General features: G+C 59.5%; 16 protein-coding genes and 2 tRNA genes. 10 read left to right on the top strand and 8 right to left on the bottom strand.

Annotated elements, in window-relative coordinates:
- The first annotated feature begins 48 nt into the window (after positions 1–48).
- From C8K61_RS07285 to C8K61_RS07255, 7 genes are all read left to right on the top strand, one after another.
- Positions 49–124 (top strand) — tRNA-Val (locus tag C8K61_RS07285).
- Between the two features lie 17 nt (positions 125–141).
- A tRNA-Asp gene (locus tag C8K61_RS07280) sits at positions 142–218 on the top strand.
- Positions 219–536: 318 nt separating this feature from the next.
- Positions 537–1,277, top strand: coding sequence for an FKBP-type peptidyl-prolyl cis-trans isomerase (locus tag C8K61_RS07275; protein ID WP_108095544.1), 741 nt, complete (start codon positions 537–539; stop codon positions 1,275–1,277).
- Between the two features lie 355 nt (positions 1,278–1,632).
- Positions 1,633–2,082 (top strand): YkvA family protein, encoded by a 450-nt coding sequence (locus tag C8K61_RS07270; protein WP_108095543.1) that lies wholly within the window; start codon positions 1,633–1,635, stop codon positions 2,080–2,082.
- A gap of 118 nt (positions 2,083–2,200) precedes the next feature.
- On the top strand, positions 2,201–2,527 hold the full coding sequence (locus tag C8K61_RS07265; protein ID WP_108095542.1) for a helix-turn-helix transcriptional regulator: 327 nt from the start codon (positions 2,201–2,203) through the stop codon (positions 2,525–2,527).
- Entirely contained in the window at positions 2,524–2,889 is a 366-nt protein-coding gene (locus C8K61_RS07260; protein ID WP_108095541.1) for a hypothetical protein, read from the top strand. Before C8K61_RS07265 ends, C8K61_RS07260 begins: the two co-directional genes overlap by 4 nt.
- Positions 2,890–3,360 (top strand): SEL1-like repeat protein, encoded by a 471-nt coding sequence (locus C8K61_RS07255; protein ID WP_108095540.1) that lies wholly within the window; start codon positions 2,890–2,892, stop codon positions 3,358–3,360.
- A gap of 1 nt (position 3,361) precedes the next feature.
- Here the strand turns inward: C8K61_RS07255 and C8K61_RS07250 are convergent, their stop codons facing one another.
- Positions 3,362–5,122 carry a bifunctional diguanylate cyclase/phosphodiesterase gene (locus tag C8K61_RS07250; protein ID WP_108095539.1) on the bottom strand — a complete coding sequence of 587 codons (1,761 nt, stop codon included), beginning with the start codon at positions 5,120–5,122 and terminating at the stop codon, positions 3,362–3,364.
- Between the two features lie 92 nt (positions 5,123–5,214).
- Positions 5,215–7,305 carry a carboxy terminal-processing peptidase gene (locus C8K61_RS07245; RefSeq protein ID WP_178086432.1) on the bottom strand — a complete coding sequence of 697 codons (2,091 nt, stop codon included), beginning with the start codon at positions 7,303–7,305 and terminating at the stop codon, positions 5,215–5,217.
- Between the two features lie 137 nt (positions 7,306–7,442).
- Between C8K61_RS07245 and C8K61_RS07240 the strand changes: the two genes are divergently transcribed.
- From C8K61_RS07240 to ahpF, 3 genes are all read left to right on the top strand, one after another.
- Entirely contained in the window at positions 7,443–8,405 is a 963-nt protein-coding gene (locus C8K61_RS07240; RefSeq protein ID WP_108095537.1) for a zinc-binding dehydrogenase, read from the top strand.
- A 163-nt stretch (positions 8,406–8,568) separates the two neighbouring features.
- Positions 8,569–9,132, top strand: coding sequence for an alkyl hydroperoxide reductase subunit C (ahpC, locus tag C8K61_RS07235; protein ID WP_108095536.1), 564 nt, complete (start codon positions 8,569–8,571; stop codon positions 9,130–9,132).
- Between the two features lie 142 nt (positions 9,133–9,274).
- Positions 9,275–10,831, top strand: coding sequence for an alkyl hydroperoxide reductase subunit F (ahpF, locus tag C8K61_RS07230; protein ID WP_108095828.1), 1,557 nt, complete (start codon positions 9,275–9,277; stop codon positions 10,829–10,831).
- A gap of 59 nt (positions 10,832–10,890) precedes the next feature.
- On the opposite strand, the gene C8K61_RS07225 is transcribed toward ahpF, so the two are convergent.
- The 6 genes from C8K61_RS07225 to C8K61_RS07200 form a co-directional block, all read right to left on the bottom strand.
- A complete protein-coding gene (locus C8K61_RS07225; RefSeq protein WP_108095535.1) occupies positions 10,891–11,754 on the bottom strand; it encodes a lipopolysaccharide kinase InaA family protein in 864 nt (287 codons plus the stop codon).
- Positions 11,755–11,919: 165 nt separating this feature from the next.
- Positions 11,920–12,573, bottom strand: coding sequence for an HAD family phosphatase (locus C8K61_RS07220; RefSeq protein ID WP_108095534.1), 654 nt, complete (start codon positions 12,571–12,573; stop codon positions 11,920–11,922).
- On the bottom strand, positions 12,573–13,559 hold the full coding sequence (locus C8K61_RS07215; protein ID WP_108095533.1) for an ABC transporter ATP-binding protein: 987 nt from the start codon (positions 13,557–13,559) through the stop codon (positions 12,573–12,575). The genes C8K61_RS07220 and C8K61_RS07215 overlap by 1 nt, the downstream gene beginning before the upstream one ends.
- Complete coding sequence (locus C8K61_RS07210) at positions 13,556–14,353, bottom strand: ABC transporter permease (RefSeq protein WP_108095532.1); 798 nt, start codon at positions 14,351–14,353, stop codon at positions 13,556–13,558. The genes C8K61_RS07215 and C8K61_RS07210 overlap by 4 nt, the downstream gene beginning before the upstream one ends.
- A complete protein-coding gene (locus tag C8K61_RS07205; RefSeq protein WP_108095531.1) occupies positions 14,340–15,182 on the bottom strand; it encodes an ABC transporter permease subunit in 843 nt (280 codons plus the stop codon). The genes C8K61_RS07210 and C8K61_RS07205 overlap by 14 nt, the downstream gene beginning before the upstream one ends.
- Positions 15,179–15,985, bottom strand: a complete 807-nt coding sequence (locus C8K61_RS07200; protein ID WP_108095530.1) for an alkaline phosphatase family protein — start codon at positions 15,983–15,985, stop codon at positions 15,179–15,181. The genes C8K61_RS07205 and C8K61_RS07200 overlap by 4 nt, the downstream gene beginning before the upstream one ends.
- Between the last annotated feature and the right edge of the window lie 74 nt (positions 15,986–16,059).

Genomic DNA, 16,059 nt, shown 5'->3' with positions numbered 1-16,059 from the left:
GCCAGGGTGAAGATCGCTCCGTAGAATGCGCCCCACTTCGAGAGTGAAGGGTGATTAGCTCAGCTGGGAGAGCATCTGCCTTACAAGCAGAGGGTCGGCGGTTCGATCCCGTCATCACCCACCAATCTCTTGAGGTTACGCGCAGCGGTAGTTCAGTCGGTTAGAATACCGGCCTGTCACGCCGGGGGTCGCGGGTTCGAGTCCCGTCCGCTGCGCCATATTTAGCTAGCTCTATAGACTGAAGTAGAGCCAGCGCTTAGAAAGCGACCTTAGGGTCGCTTTTTTCGTTTCTGCCCTTCGTGTTTCCCTTCCTTTATAGGCCTGCACTGCACCGGCTATTCGACCGAAGCAGGGAGCGCTGTCGTCGATGATTTTTCACGGGGCTTTACCAGGCAACGTTCGGGAAAAATTCCTTTTACATCCCTGAACTTATGCCACTTTTCTGGTTCATAGCCCCGTAGCCAGTGATCACAGCGGCCTGCTAAGCTCGCAGCTTCACTCGATTGCCCTCTTTAGCGCACAAACAAGGAATTAGTATGAGACAACATCGTTTAGCGGCGGCGGTGGCCTTGGTGGGCCTGGTGCTCGCAGGCTGCGATTCGCAGACCAGCGTTGAGCTGAAAACCCCCGCGCAAAAAGCGTCCTACGGTATCGGCTTGAACATGGGCAAAAGCCTGGCTCAAGAAGGTATGGACGATCTCGATTCCAAGGCTGTAGCTCAGGGCATCGAAGACGCAATCGGCAAGAAAGAGCAGAAGCTCAAAGACGAAGAGCTGATGGAAGCCTTCAAAGCCCTGCAAGAGCGCGCTGAACAGCGCAGCGCCAAGCTCGCCGAAGAGTCGGCTGCAGCAGGCAAGAAATTCCTTGAAGAAAACAAGAAGCGCGACGGCGTGACCACCACCGCTTCGGGCCTGCAATACGAAGTTGTGAAGAAAGCTGACGGCCCTCAGCCGAAAGCGTCCGACGTGGTGACTGTTCACTACGAAGGCAAACTGACTGATGGCAAAGTGTTCGACAGCTCCGTTGAGCGTGGTAGCCCGATCGACCTGCCGGTTAGCGGCGTGATCCCAGGCTGGGTTGAAGCCCTGCAACTGATGCACGTTGGCGAGAAGATCAAGCTCTACATCCCGAGCGAGCTGGCCTACGGTGCCCAGAGCCCGAGCCCGGCTATCCCTGCCAACTCGGTACTGGTATTTGACCTGGAATTGCTGGGCATCAAAGATCCATCCGCCGCTCCTGCGCCGGAAGCTGAGCCGCAAGACGCTCCAGCCAAGTAATACCTCTGTGTCATCACAACGCCCCGTCTCGACGGGGCGTTGTCGTTTCTGGGTGTTTATAGTCGAACCACAGGCTGACTGCCGGGTCTGAAATAAGCGCGGGTGTTACGGTTATGCACATTTCGCGAACAGCTCGCATTGGCACTAGGTGACACTTACGTACCAACTCCATATTTTTAATAACTACCTGATTTTGTTTGTTTTTTTTCGCTGATTAAAAAATGCCCGATCTGTAGCAAAGCCCCATGGCATGGGCTTTTGCTTGCGAGGCTCGCAGGTTGTTCACAAGGTTATCCACAGGTTCGGTGGATAACCCAGCCAGCCCAGTAAGCACGCGGGCTGAGGAGGTTTATCGATGAAAACACCATGGAATTTCGCCCGTTACCTGCCCATTGCGCAGCGCTTCATCGTTCGCGGCAGAATGCCGGCATTGCTGCTGGCCGTGACGCGTAAAAGCGCATCCCAGGGGGGGCGCCTGGGTGCGTTGAAGGCTGAACTGCGAGTGTTACTGGCGTTATGCATGGCGTGGTGGCGGGGAGAGTACCGAGGCATCAGTTCCCAGGCGTTGCTCTCGGTAGTCGCAGCGCTGCTGTATTTCCTCTCGCCGATTGATGCGATTCCCGATGCGCTGCTGGGCGTTGGTTTTATCGATGACATTGCCGTGCTCGGTTGGCTGTTGCGTACGTGGAGCACAGAGCTGGATGAATTCCGGGCTTGGCTGGCCGCGCGTACGCCGACGCAGCAGGAAGAACTGTTGAAGTTGCCATCATCGGTGCCATCACAAGACGGCCAATCGGCGGGCTAAAAACGCAAAAAACTTGCCCCACGCATCACGCCCCTATCGCGGTTTGGCCTGTTAAGATGCGGCCTTACAAGGAAAGTGCTGAAGCAGTCGGCACTGCTTTTCCATGGGGTAGGCGGTGATGGATGTGCAGGTAATCATGCGTGATGGCGAAGCCGAATATGCGGTGTTGCCATGGGCGGAATATCAAGCGTTGTTGCAGGCAGCAGGTCGTACCCCTGCGCCCGTGCAGGCGACCAGCGAGCAGGTCAAAGCGGCCTCCAGCCTCAGTGAACTGAAGGCGCTGCGCGAGGCCAAGGGCCTGGCTTTAGAAGAACTTGCTCGCACTGTGGGCATCAGCCCGCACTACCTGACGATGATCGAAAGCGGCGAGCGCCAGCCCGATTCGGCCATTCGCCGCGCCCTGGCCTGGAACCTGGGCGTTAGCAGTTGGGAGTCCGATACGTGAGCGTAAGCATTAGTCGCCAACATTGGCAGGCGCTCTTGGGTGAGTTGGCGGAGGCGCGCAGGCAGCGCCACCTGCTGACGTATCGCGCCCTGATCGAGCGTCTGGAATTACCCACCCCCGCCATGCAAACCCTGACCGCTGCGCTCGAGCACCTGGCTGCTCTGGATGCGCGTGCGGAATACCCATTGCGCAGTTCGCTGGTGATCAGCCAAGGCGCCAGCCGTTTGCCGCGCACCGGCTTCTTCGAGTGCGCGCTGCGCCTGGGGCGTTTTAATGGCCCGAGCGACGGCGTTGCCGCCGCCTCTTGGCATGCTGCCGAAGTGGTGCGGGTATTCGAGTACGACTATCCGGAAGAGGCCTGAGTGGTCTATTGGCGCGTCAAAGCCCGCCTGGGCTACTGGTTTGCCCGTCGTCTTTTGCGCTGGCCGGCACTGGTCAAGCAACCGCGTGTATGGGCCTGGATGGAAGGGCAGTTCGCGCGCATGGCGGCGCTCGACGACGTTGCCGCGTTAAGCTTCTACGGTCACCTGTTGCTGTTTCGCGGTCGCGGTTTTGGCGCGCGTGAGGAAGGCATTCGCTTGCTGGGTAAAGCGGCTGGCGCAGGTGATGCGAAGTCCGCCTACCAGCTCGGTGTCATCAGCCTGGCGGGGGACACCCGCAACGCGCCGGATGGCGTCGCTGCGGCACGTTGGTGGACCCTCGCTGCCGATGCCGGCCATCCACTGGCCGCGCGTCGTCTGGCTGAGTTGTATGCCCAAGGCGAGCACGGCCTGAGCGCTGATGCCCAATTGGCCGAGCGCTACGCTCGGCGCGCCACCGAACTGGGCCTGTAAGTCAGGCCGAAAGCTTCTGCGTATCGATGATGTGCAAGCTGTAGCCGGGCACATTTTTAGCCTGGCGTTTGGCCTCGGAGGCCAAGCCGGCGAGCTGCGCAGCGTCCATCTTGGCGCAGCTCGAGGGGTGCAGATGCACCACTCCCAACGACAGCGACAGCAACGGGAACTCCTCGCGTTGGCCCTTGCGGTTATGGGCGATGAAGCAGCCCGCTTCCAGGTGTTCGGCACTGTAGAACCGCCGGCACTGGCCCTGGAAATCTTCCAGTAGATAGTTAAGGCGTGCGCGCCAATCTTCCGAACCCAGCACCAGCAAAAAGTCATCGCCGCCAATGTGGCCGACGAAGTCGCGCGCTGGGTCGACACGCTCGCTCAGGCACTGCGCCAGGCACAGCAGAATTTCATCGCCCTTGGCGTAGCCATAGAGGTCGTTGAAGGGCTTGAAGCTGTCGATATCCACGTAGCAGATCACTGCCTCGCGGGCCTGTTGCAACAGGCGCGTCAGGCACTGCTGAATCGGGACGTTGCCGGGCAGCAGGGTCAGCGGGTTGGCGTGGCGGGCCTGCTGGATTTTCAGTTCGGTGATCAGCTTGAGTACATCGATCACCCGCCCCAGGCCTTGGTAGCGGCCGTGCAGGGTGATGATGAAATCCTCTTCCATACGCTGGCGGGCACGGCTGGTTAGCAGGCGGCTGACCTTCTGCAGGCTCTGACCCAAGTCCACGGCGAGAAAGTCCGAGCTCATCAGGCGGCTGATGGGCTTGCGTGCAAACAGGTCGGTGGCAAATGGCTTGAGCAGGGCGTCGGAGAGCGAATGCCGGTGCACGATGCCGACGGGTTGTTGCTCGGCATTGAGCACCGCCAGGGAATTGAGGTTGGCCTGGGCGCGGAAGGCTTCTAACACAGCGGCAATCGGCAGGTCCTCACTGACGGCGGGCTGCTCATTGAGCAGGGCGCTGAGGTCGCTGCCGTCTTCACTTAATGCCGGTGGGCTGGCCTCCAGTTTTGGCAGCAGGCTGCGTGCATCTCGCGGTGGTTGTTCTTGTGGGCGGCTGAGCAGGTAACCCTGCAACAGGTCGACGCCCATTTCCGCCAGCACGGTGAGTTCTTCGCTCAGTTCGATGCCCTCGGCAATCACCTGCGCGCGGGAGGCTTTGGCCATCTGCAGAATGGAGCCGACGAACTCGCGCTTCACCGCGTCCTGATGAATACCGTCGATGAAGTGCCGGTCGATTTTGACGTAGTCCGGGCGTAACTCCGACCACAGTCGCAGGCTTGAATAGCCGGCACCGAGGTCGTCCAGAGCAATAGAAAAGCCCATCGCGCGGTAGTGGTGCAGGGCGGTGTAGAGCAGGGAAAAATCTTCCGTCGGCGATTGCTCAGTGAGCTCGATCACCACGTTGCTCGGTGGGATGCCGTAGTTCTGCAACAGCTTGAGGGTGCGGCCTGGCTGGTGGGTGGGCTCCAGCAGGGAGTCTGGCGAGACGTTGAGGAACAACTTGCCCTCCAGCTTCTGTTCGCTGAAGGCGCGGCAGGCGCTCTTGCGACAAGCCAGTTCCAGCTCGCTCAGGCGACCAGCGTGGCGAGCCACGCCGAACAGGTTGACGGGGGAGTGCAGGGGGCTGTTCGAGGGGCCGCGGGTCAATGCTTCGTAGCCCAGAATGCGGCGCTCGGACAGCGACACGATGGGCTGAAACAGGCTATGCAGGTCGCCGTGAGCAAGGATGTGGTCCAGCGCGCTCAACTGCTCGGTGACGGTCATGGGGGCTCTCGATGTCCTGAAAACAAAAGGGGCTGGTATCGCTACCAGCCCCTTATTTCACGACAGTTTGATGACTGCTTGATGACGCTCTATCAGTGCTTGGCCACGGCCGAATTCAGGCCGAGATAGTCGAGCAGAATCTGCCCGGTTTCGGACAGGTAGGCGTCGTCTTCCGGCTTGATCTTGTCGTCCTCGGTCGGCAGCGCGTCTTCGTCTTCTTTCTTCAGCTCCTTCAGCGGCTCCTGGCCCTTGGCGGCACGACGGGTGTTCTCCATGGCCAGTTGCTGGGTTTCGATGTCGGTGTGCTGAGCGCGACGTTTGGTCTCGTTGAGGCTCACGGTAGTTTCGTGGCTCAGCTTCTGCGCCAGTTCCAAACGTTCACGGGTGAAGACGAAATCGGCGTCTTTCGCCACACGGGCATCATGACGAGCCTTCAGCTCGACCAGGAACGGTTTGAACGGATCGCTTTCGGGTTTGATCGCCGGACGGATACTGTCCCACGGCATGGCCTCGGGCAGGGCGCTTTCGCCGATCTCTTTGGTGTCGACCACCGCCGGGTAGGCGATATCCGGCAGCACGCCCTGGTGTTGAGTGCTCTGCCCGGAAACCCGGTAGAACTTGGCCAGGGTCAGTTTCAGCTCGCCATGGTTGAGCGGCTGAATGGTCTGTACGGTGCCTTTACCGAAGGTCTGGCCACCGAGAATCAGGGCGCGGTGATAGTCCTGCATGGCGCCGGCGAAAATCTCCGAAGCCGAAGCGGAAAGGCGGTTCACCAGCAACGCCATCGGGCCGCTGTAGTAGGTGCCGGGGTTTTCGTCAGCCAGTACATCGACACGGCCGTCGCTGTTACGCACCAACACGGTCGGGCCCTGGTTGATGAACAGGCCGGTCAGCTCGGTGGCTTCCTGCAGGGAGCCACCGCCGTTGTTGCGCAGGTCGATGACCACGCCGTCGACTTTCTCTTTCTGCAATTCGGCCAGCAGTTTCTTCACGTCGCGGGTGGTGCTCTTGTAGTCCGGATCACCGGCGCGGAAGGCTTTGAAGTCCAGGTAGAAGGCCGGGATCTCGATCACCCCGAGCTTGTAGTCGCGGCCATCGTGGCTGAGCTTGAGAACCGATTTTTTCGCCGCTTGTTCTTCCAGTTTCACCGCTTCACGGGTAATGGCGACGATCTTGCTGGTCTGGTCGTTCGGGCCGTTGGTGGCCGGTACCACTTCCAGGCGCACCACCGAACCTTTCGGACCACGGATCAGTTTGACCACTTCATCCAGACGCCAGCCGATCACATCGACCATCTCGCCATCGCCCTGGGCGACGCCGACGATCTTGTCGGATGGGGCGACCTGCTTGCTCTTGTCGGCCGGGCCGGCAGGCACCAGGCGCACCACTTTGACCGTGTCGTTATCGCTCTGCAGCACGGCACCAATACCTTCGAGCGACAGGCTCATATTGATGTCGAAGTTTTCTGCGCTATCGGGCGACAGGTAGTTGGTGTGCGGGTCGTAGGACTGGGCAAAGGTGTTGATATAGGCTTGGAAGATATCTTCGCTACGGGTCTGCTCCAGGCGCGCGAGCTGATTCTTATAGCGCTTGGTCAACAACTCCTGAATCGCCGCAGGTTCTTTGCCGGCAATTTTCAGGCGCAGTACTTCGTCTTTCACACGCTTGCGCCACAGCTCGTCGAGCTCGGCGGTGTCTTTGGCCCAGGGGGCTTTTTCGCGGTCGACCATCAGGCTTTCATCGGCCGTGAAGTCGATCTTGTCGATGCCTTTGTTGAGCAGGCCGAGGGCGTAATCGAGGCGCTGTTTCAGGCGGTCGAGGTGACGCTTGTAAATGGTGAACCCAGGGTCGAGGTCGCCACTCTTGAGAAAATCGTCGAACTGCGTGCGCCACTTATCAAACTCAGCGATGTCGCTGGCCGTGAAGTAACTCCGCGAGGGGTCGAGAAGCTTCAGGTAGCTCTCGTAGATGATCACCGAGCGCTCATCGTTGAGCGGCGGTTTGCTGTAGTGGTGGCGCTTGAGCAGCTCCACTACGTTGAGACTGGCAATGACCTGCTCGCGGTCTGGCTGCAGCTTGTCCCAACTGTTGTCAGGGCTGGTGGCAGCGGCGCAAGCGGTAAGGGGTAGGGCACTGAAACCGATCAAAAGGGCTAAGGCGGTGCTGGGAACGAAGCGCTGCATGCTGAGTCGACGCGAGGGTAGTTGATAACGCATATTAGGCCGTCTTTGAGAGCGCCGGTTCCGTTGGCCCCGGCTGCATAATGCAAATAGCTCGATGGTTCGCACCGGGCTCAGTCCGAACTCACTATGGAGGCACCGTGAAGGCATTGCAAGGCGTTGAAGGACGCGCTGAATGGGCAGATCGACCAAGTCTCACCTGCGACGTCGGGCAGATCCGAATTCGCGTGGCGGCAGCCGGTCTCAATCGTGCAGACCTGCTCCAGCGCGCGGGGCTGTATCCACCACCACCGGGTGCCAGCGATGCGTTGGGGCTGGAGTGCTCGGGGGTGATCACCGAGGTCGGGGCCGGCAGTTCCTGGCAGGTCGGTGATCGTGTTTGCGCACTGTTGGCCGGTGGCGGTATGGCCGAGGAAGTGGTGGTCGATGGCCGCCACGCCCTGCCGATTCCCGAGGGCTTGAGCCTGGTTGAAGCGGCAGTGATTCCTGAGGTGTATGCCACGGCCTGGCTGAACCTGTTTCAGCTGGCTGGCCTCAAGCCAGGCGAGAAAGTGTTGTTGCACGCTGGCGCCAGTGGCGTGGGCTCGGCGGCGATTCAACTGTGCAAAGCGTTTGGCAATCCGTGCTGGGTCAGCGTCGGTTCGGCGGATCGTCTGGCTTACTGCGAAAACCTCGGCGCCCAAGGTGGTGTGGTGCGCGACACCGACCTGGAAAGTTTGCGTGACTTCGCGCCGTTCGATGTGATCCTCGATCCGGTTGGCGGCAACTACGCCGCTCTCAATCAACAGATCGTGGCGCTCGATGGGCGCTGGGTGTCGATCGGTTTGATGGGCGGGCGCGAAGGTAAGTTCGACCTGGCGCTGATGCTGGCCAAGCGCGTGCAGTTCACCGGCTCCACCCTGCGCAGCCGCAATGACCAATTCAAAGCCGATCTGCTCGGCGATCTGCATCAACAGGTATGGCCGTTGTTCACAGAGGGTCGACTCAAACCGCAGTTGGAGCGTACCTTTGCAGCGAAGGATGTGGAGGCCGCGTTTGCTGCACTTGCCAGCAACACGGTGTCTGGAAAGGTTGCGTTGCTGTTGGATGAATATCTAAGTTAATCAGCAGGTTCCATTGCGCTTTTGTATTGCGGGCCCGTGGCATCGATTTACTAAACCAATCGTTGTCATGGGTTCAATCAATATGCTCTTTCAGGCACATCGGCTTACTATCCCTCCTGTAAATTTCTTAACCCTGAAATTTCTCAACAGAAGGACTTAGCGAATGTCTCTGATCAATACCGAAGTCAAACCGTTCACCGCCAATGCTTTCCACAACGGTGAATTCATCGAAGTGACCGAGCAATCCCTGAAGGGCAAGTGGTCGGTTCTGATCTTCATGCCGGCAGCCTTCACCTTCAACTGCCCAACTGAAATCGAAGACGCCGCTAACAACTACGCCGAATTCCAGAAAGCCGGCACCGAAGTTTACATCGTCACCACCGACACCCATTTCTCCCACAAGGTATGGCACGAAACCTCGCCAGCTGTTGGCAAGGCTCAGTTCCCGCTGATCGGTGACCCGACTCACCAACTGACCAACGCTTTTGGCGTGCACATTCCGGAAGAAGGTCTGGCCCTGCGTGGCACCTTCGTGATCAACCCGGAAGGCCTGATCAAGACCGTTGAAATCCACTCCAACGAAATTGCTCGTGACGTGTCGGAAACTCTGCGCAAGCTGAAAGCTGCTCAGTACACCGCTGCTCACCCAGGTGAAGTTTGCCCAGCCAAGTGGAAAGAAGGCGAAGCTACTCTCGCTCCTTCGCTCGACCTGGTCGGCAAGATCTAAACAGCCCGGAGCCTTTCACGAGGCTCTACTGTTTAAGCAAGCAGCGCTGCGGGGCATGACCTGCTCCGCACGCCCGAATGCCTGGGCGCAATCCGCTCGGGCATTTTTTCCCTGAAATTCGTAAATGGAAGGTACCGCGATCATGTTGGACGCCAATCTGAAGACCCAGTTGAAGGCTTACCTCGAAAAGGTCATCCAACCATTCGAGATCGTCGCGTCCCTCGATGACAGCGACAAATCCCGCGAACTCAGCGCTCTGTTGCACGAAATCGTCGGCCTGACCGACAAAATTTCCCTGCGTGAAGATGGCAGCGATGACCGCAAGCCGTCTTTCGCCCTTAACCGCCCGAACGCCAATATCAGCCTGCGTTTTGCTGGTATTCCGATGGGCCACGAATTCACTTCCCTGGTGCTGGCCCTGCTGCAAGTGGGTGGCCACCCTTCGAAGCTGGCGGCGGATGTGATCGAACAGGTCAAGAACATCCCCGGCGAATTCAACTTTGAAACCTACTACTCGCTGTCCTGCCAGAACTGCCCGGACGTGGTCCAGGCGCTGAACCTGATGGCCGTGCTCAACCCGAACATCCGCCACGTTGCCATCGACGGTGCGCTGTTCCAGGACGAAGTCGAGCGTCGCCAGATCATGTCGGTGCCGAGCATCTACCTGAACGGCGAGCTGTTCGGCCAAGGCCGCATGGACGTTGCGCAACTGCTGGCGAAAATCGACACCGGCGCCTCTGCCCGTGATGCTGAAAAACTCAACAGCAAAGAAGCCTTCGACGTGCTGGTGGTTGGCGGTGGTCCGGCTGGCGCTGCGGCAGCGATCTACGCCGCGCGTAAAGGCATCCGTACCGGTGTCGCGGCTGAGCGCTTCGGCGGTCAGGTGCTGGACACCATGGCCATCGAGAACTTCATTTCCGTGCAGGAAACCGAAGGCCCGAAACTGGCCCGTGCCCTTGAAGAGCACGTGAAGCAGTACGAAGTCGACATCATGAACCTGCAACGCGCCACCGCGCTGGTTCCGGCGAAAAACCCGGGCGAGCTGCACGAGATCAAGTTCGAAAGCGGCGCGTCGCTGAAAGCCAAAACCGTGATCCTCTCCACCGGTGCCCGCTGGCGCGAAATGAACGTGCCGGGCGAACAGGAATACCGTAACCGTGGCGTGGCTTACTGCCCACACTGTGACGGCCCGCTGTTCAAGGGCAAGCGCGTGGCGGTAATTGGTGGTGGTAACTCTGGCGTGGAAGCAGCCATCGACCTGGCGGGTATCGTCAGCCACGTGACCCTGATCGAATTCGACAGCCAACTGCGTGCAGACGCGGTACTGCAGCGCAAGCTGCACAGCCTGCCGAACGTGAAAGTGATCACCAGCGCGCTGACCAGCGAAGTGAAAGGTGATGGCCAGAAGGTGACCGGCCTGGTTTACAAAGATCGCAACTCCGACGAGTTCATCAATGTGGAACTGGAAGGTATCTTCGTGCAGATCGGCTTGCTGCCCAACAGCGAATGGCTCAAAGGCACCATCGAGCTGTCCAACCGTGGCGAGATCATTGTCGACGCCCGTGGTGAAACTTCGCTGCCAGGCATCTTTGCTGCTGGTGACGTGACCACTGTGCCGTACAAGCAAATCGTCATCGCTGTAGGAGAGGGTGCTAAAGCATCGCTCAGCGCGTTCGACCACTTGATCCGTACCACCTGATAGTCAGCGTGATCAATAGAAGGGCAGCCTCGGCTGCCCTTTTTCATGCGCTCAGTTTTTCACTGGCGATTAGCGCGAACGAACTCTGCCTGCGCCTGGGCCGAGGTCAGGATCGAGTAGCGCGTGGAGCGTGATACGCGCCCGCTTAGAAAACGTTCGAACACCGGGTCGAACATCTGCCGGTCCAGTCCCGCTTGTTCTTCGCTCAGGTAAGCCTCGCAGCAAGCGCGATAGTCATCCATGGAAATGAAGCGTTTGAGCCAGTAGGTGAATACGTAGCCGAGCAAAAAGCCCAGGCTGGCGTCACGGTTGATGACGCTCTGGGCGCAGCATTCGAAGTCGATCAGCTTCAGCTCGCCGTTGGGCGCGATCAGGACGTTTTTAGGGTGCGGGTCCATGTGCACAAAACCGTCGTCGAGCATGCGCGAGAACAGGCGGAAGACTTGCGGCAGCAACATGCTGGCTTGCTCTGGCGCCTCAGTCAGGCGGCCGTCGACACTTTGATGGTCCTGCATAAAACCGATCAGCAGGTATTCCTCGCGCAAAAACGGAAACCGGGCTTTGTAGCCATAGGCGGCAATGCGCGGCACGTAATCGGCTTTGGCGCTGACGACTGACAGGTTGATGAACTCGTTGGTTAGATCGTGAAGGCCAACGGCCTTTCGAATGCCCAGGTAGTTCTGCAGTTGCTTCTTCCAATGCAGCAGCCGGTTGTATTTGAGCACCCATTTTTGCTCACCCTGCAACAGGCAAACCAGGCGCGTGTCTTCTGGCGGGTCGAGGGTGATGCGCTGTTCTGGCTGGGCGAAGAACTGCTCGATGGCGGCCGCGATTTCGACCTGCTGGCCCGGCTCCAGATAAAAGGTGATACCCCGAATGTTCTGCTCGGTGTAATTCCGGGTAAGACGTTTGAGGTGGCGCATGCAGCCTGTCCTTGTGCCTAGGCGAAGAGGGACGCCATGGTAAGCCAAGGACGTATTGATTACAGGAGGGTGCGTTGTTTTCGTAGGAGCGGCTTTAGCCGCGATGCTCTTGATCTTGAAACGCATCGCGGCTGAAGCCGCTCCTACAGGGGGATGAGGTTACTGTCAGCGCCAGCTGAGGATCGGCCAGCCAGCTTTAACGGCGTGCTCACGCAATACCGGGTCAGGGTTTACCACCCGCGGCTGGCTTACTTGCGATAGCAGCGGCAAATCATTGCGCGAGTCGGAGTAGAAGTACGCGCCGTCCAGGCTTTCACCTTCCTGCGCAAGCCAGGCCTGCAAGCGGGTGACCTTGCCTTCGCGGTAAGTCAGCACGCCACGGGTTTTGCCGCTGTAGTGGCCGTGCTCTTCTTCAAGGTCGATCGCCAGCACTTCATCGATCTTCAAGCGCGCGGCAATCGCGCTGACCAGAAAATGCGCCGAAGCGGAGATCACCAGAATGCGGTCGCCTGCTTCGCGGTGGGTAGCCAGGCAGCGGGTGGCGTCGCTGAAGAAGATCGGCTCGATCACGTCTTCCACAAACGGCTCGACCACAAACGCCACTTCCTCGGCGGTACGGCCTACCAGCGGCGACAGGCTGAAGGTCATGTAGTCCTCCATCGCCAGCTTGCCCTCGGCATACAGCGCCATCAGCTCGTGGTCTTTGTTCACGAACGACTCGCCGTCCACCCAGCCGATGTCGGCCATGTGTTCGCTCCACAGGCTGGCGCAGTCGCCGTCGATCAGGGTGTCGTCGAGGTCAAAGATTGCCAGGGCCATTACGCTACCTCCCGGATCGCGTCGTTATCGATGCTCAGCGTCAGGCGTTTGCCGTTGCCGTGCAGGTCATCGGCGCTGCGGTTCAGCACATCCACCAGCAGCTCTACGCCACGGGCTTCGACGCGGTAGCGAATCACATTGCCGAGCAGGCTGTGGCTGCGCACTTCGGCATCGATATCACCGACGCCAAGGGAGATCGCTTCCGGGCGAATTGCCACGCGGCTGCCAACCGGACGCAGCAGCAAGCGGCTGGCAGCATCGGCGTCGAGCAGGTTGTAGTTGCCGATAAAGCCGGCGGCGAAGGCATCTACCGGTGCGGTGTAGAGGGTTTCGGCATCGCCACTCTGGACGATCTTGCCGGCGTTCATCAGGAAGATGCGGTCCGACATGGTCAGCGCCTCTTCCTGATCGTGGGTGACGAAAATGGTGGTCAGCCCGAGCTCTTGCTGGATGCTGCGGATCTGCTCGCGCAGGTGCTTGCGAATGCGCGCATCGAGGGCCGACAGCGGCTCGTCGAGCAGCAGCAAACGCGGGCGGGTGACCAGGGAGCGGGCCAGCGCCACACGCTGGCATTGGCCGCCGGAGAGCTGGTGCGGGTAGCGGTCGGCGAAGCTGCCGAGCTCAACCATATCCAGCGCTTCCTTCACGCGCTTGGCGCTGTCGTCCTTGCTGACCTTCTGCATGCGCAGGCCGAAAGCGACGTTCTGTTGCACGCTCATATTGGGGAATAGGGCGTAGCTCTGGAACACCATGCCGATGTCGCGCTTTTGCGGCGACAGCGGCACCAGGTCCTGACCCTCAAGCAGAATCTGCCCGCCATTCACTTCGGTGAGGCCGGCGATGCAGCGCAGTAAGGTGGACTTGCCGCAGCCGGACGGGCCGAGCAGGGTGACGAATTCACCCTTGCCGATTTCGCAGTTGATGTCGCTGAAAATCGAGGTCGCGGCGTAGCTTTTGTGCAGCCCCTGAATGCTCAGAAAACTCATGCTTTGTCCTTGTTCAAACGGTTGGCTGCCCAGGTGAACAGCAGCACGAAAAAGAAGTAGGAAATCACCAGGGCGCTGTTGAAGTGGCCGCTGCTGTTTTTCATGTTGTTCAGATAAACCTGCAAAGTTTCATAGCGCGTGCCCACCAGCAGGTTGGCGAACACGAACTCGCCGAACAGGAAGGAGAACGACAGAAACAGCGACACCATCAGGCCCTTGCGCAGGTTCGGCAGCACCACCAGAAACGCCGCTTTCCAGGTGCTGGCGCCGAGCAGGTGGGCGGCGTCCATCAGGTCAGTGAGGTTGATTGCTTGCAGGTTGTTGGTGATCGCCCGGTACATGAACGGCAGCGCCACAGTGAAGTAGCAGCCGATCAGAATCCACGGTGTGCCGACCATCGCCAGCGGCCCGGAACCGTAGATCTGCAGCAGGCCCACCGAAGACACCACCGGCGGCACGGCGAACGGCAACAGGATCAGGATGTTCATCAGCCCGTCGAGTTTCGGGAAGTGGTAATGCACCACAAACAGCAGCGGCAGAATCAGCAGCACCGACAGCAGCAGGGCGCCAAAACACACCAGCAGCGACTGGCCGAATGCGGCGAGAAAACGCGGGTCTGTCCACAGCTGGGCGTACCACTTGAGGGTCAGGCCATCGGGCAGGATGGTCGCCGACCAGCTTGTCGACACTGAATAGAGCAGGGTGCCGGCCAGCGGCAACAACAGAATCAGAAACAGCAGGGTGACCACCGTGCGGTGATACAGCCCGGCCGCTCGGGCTTCAACGCGCGACATGGTAGCTCCTCTTCAACAGCCATTGATGCACCACGGTAATCACTGCCATCAGTCCCACCAGTACCATCGCCAAGGCGCTGGCCAGGTTCGGATTGAGCGAGATATCACCAGCCACCATCGCCGCGATACGAATCGGCAACACGTTGAAGTTGCCCGTGGTTAGCGCATACACCGTGGCGTATGCGCCGAGGGCGTTGGCCAGCAGAATGATGAAGGTGCCCAGCAGTGCCGGGGTCAGCACCGGCAGGCCGATGTGCCGCCAGAAGTCCCAGGTACTGGCGCCGAGCAGTTCGGCCGACTCGCGCCAGTCTTCACGCAGGGCGTCGAAGGCGGGGTAGAGCAGCAGCACACCGAGGGGAATCTGGAAGTAGGTGTAGAGCACGATCAGGCCGGTTTTCGAGTACAGATTGAAGTCATCGATCACACCGGCCTGCTTGAGGATGATGGTCAACGCGCCGTTGAAACCCAACAAGATGACGAAGGCAAACGCCAGCGGCACGCCAGCGAAGTTGCTGGTCATGTTGGAAAAGGCCATGACGAAGTCGCGCAGTTTGCTGTCGACCTTGCGCAGCGAATACGCGCCGAGAATGGCGATGACGATACCGATCACGCTCGACCAGAAAGAGATTTCCAGGCTGTGCTGAATCGCTTGCAGGTAGAACTTCGAGCTGAACACTTTCGCGTAGTTGCTCAAGCCCCAGCCGGCGGCGCTGTCCAGGCTGTTGATGGCTACCCATAGCAGTGGTGCGATCTGGAAGGCGATAAAAAACAAGGCAAAGGGCAGCAGGCAAAGCACGGCCAGCCATTTGCCACGGGTGACTGAACTCACTTCAACAGCTCCCGGCAGACAGGTTTGTCGTGGGGCACGCCGAGCAATTCGCAGACGGTGCCGCACAGGTCGGTTTGTTTGGGGTTGGCGAAGCTGTCCAGGCTGAACGCATCGCCGAGCACGAACAGCGGCACTTCACGTTCTTCGGTGAGCAGGCCGTTGTGCGAGCGGTCGTTGTTCATGCCGTGGTCGGCAGTCACCAGTACCTGGTAGCCGGCATCCAGCCAGCGTTGCAGGTACTCGGCCAGCAACAGGTCGGCGCTGCGTGCGCTGTTGCGGTACTGCGAGCTGTCGAGGCCGTGTTTATGGCCGGCGTCGTCGATATTCATCGGATGGGCGAGGAGAAAGTTCGGCTCATGGCGTACCCGCAGGCTTTCGGCATCGGCGAACAGATGGGAATCCGGGTAATGGTCGGCGTAGTAGAAGTGTCCGTGTTGAATCGGCATTTCCGGCGCTTCGGTGTGGCGGTCGCGGGCAGCATGGAACGGGCTGCGGTTATACAGCTCGCTGACCCAATGGTACGCCGCAGCCGCCGTGCTCAGGCCCGCAGCACTGGCGTAATGGAAGATGCTCTGCTGGTTGGACAGGCGCGATACATCGTTATGCACGATGCCGCTTTCAATCGGTGGAACACCGGTGAGGATGCACTCGTAAAGCGGACGGGACAGCGCCGGCAGCTCGCATTCGAGCTTGTACAGCGCCGCACGGCCAGCGCCGCAATAGGCCTGGAGATGGCCCATGGCGTGTTGCGCGACGCCGTAATTGAGGCCGTCGAGCAGAACCAGGATGACGTTGTGTTTCATGGGGTACCTCAAAGTCGTGCGCCAGAAATCGTGACCCAGAAAAAGAGGAAAGCGGGCATGCCGCTTTCCTCCTG

Origin of the sequence: Pseudomonas sp. GV071 (assembly GCF_003050835.1) — a bacterium.
GTDB lineage: Bacteria > Pseudomonadota > Gammaproteobacteria > Pseudomonadales > Pseudomonadaceae > Aquipseudomonas.
Note: the sequence above shows the minus strand (reverse complement) of the source record. Positions and strands in the feature narration are given on the sequence as shown.

Excerpts from the sequence above, each read along its gene's own strand:
- C8K61_RS07275 (WP_108095544.1), top strand. The coding sequence starts at position 537 with ATGAGACAACATCGTTTAGCGGCGGCGGTGGCCTTGGTGGGCCTGGTG.
- C8K61_RS07270 (WP_108095543.1), top strand. The coding sequence starts at position 1,633 with ATGAAAACACCATGGAATTTCGCCCGTTACCTGCCCATTGCGCAGCGC.
- C8K61_RS07265 (WP_108095542.1), top strand. The coding sequence starts at position 2,201 with ATGGATGTGCAGGTAATCATGCGTGATGGCGAAGCCGAATATGCGGTG.
- C8K61_RS07250 (WP_108095539.1), bottom strand. The coding sequence starts at position 5,122 with ATGACCGTCACCGAGCAGTTGAGCGCGCTGGACCACATCCTTGCTCAC.
- C8K61_RS07245 (WP_178086432.1), bottom strand. The coding sequence starts at position 7,305 with ATGCAGCGCTTCGTTCCCAGCACCGCCTTAGCCCTTTTGATCGGTTTC.
- ahpC (WP_108095536.1), top strand. The coding sequence starts at position 8,569 with ATGTCTCTGATCAATACCGAAGTCAAACCGTTCACCGCCAATGCTTTC.
- ahpF (WP_108095828.1), top strand. The coding sequence starts at position 9,275 with ATGTTGGACGCCAATCTGAAGACCCAGTTGAAGGCTTACCTCGAAAAG.
- C8K61_RS07225 (WP_108095535.1), bottom strand. The coding sequence starts at position 11,754 with ATGCGCCACCTCAAACGTCTTACCCGGAATTACACCGAGCAGAACATT.
- C8K61_RS07220 (WP_108095534.1), bottom strand. The coding sequence starts at position 12,573 with ATGGCCCTGGCAATCTTTGACCTCGACGACACCCTGATCGACGGCGAC.
- C8K61_RS07215 (WP_108095533.1), bottom strand. The coding sequence starts at position 13,559 with ATGAGTTTTCTGAGCATTCAGGGGCTGCACAAAAGCTACGCCGCGACC.
- C8K61_RS07210 (WP_108095532.1), bottom strand. The coding sequence starts at position 14,353 with ATGTCGCGCGTTGAAGCCCGAGCGGCCGGGCTGTATCACCGCACGGTG.
- C8K61_RS07200 (WP_108095530.1), bottom strand. The coding sequence starts at position 15,985 with ATGAAACACAACGTCATCCTGGTTCTGCTCGACGGCCTCAATTACGGC.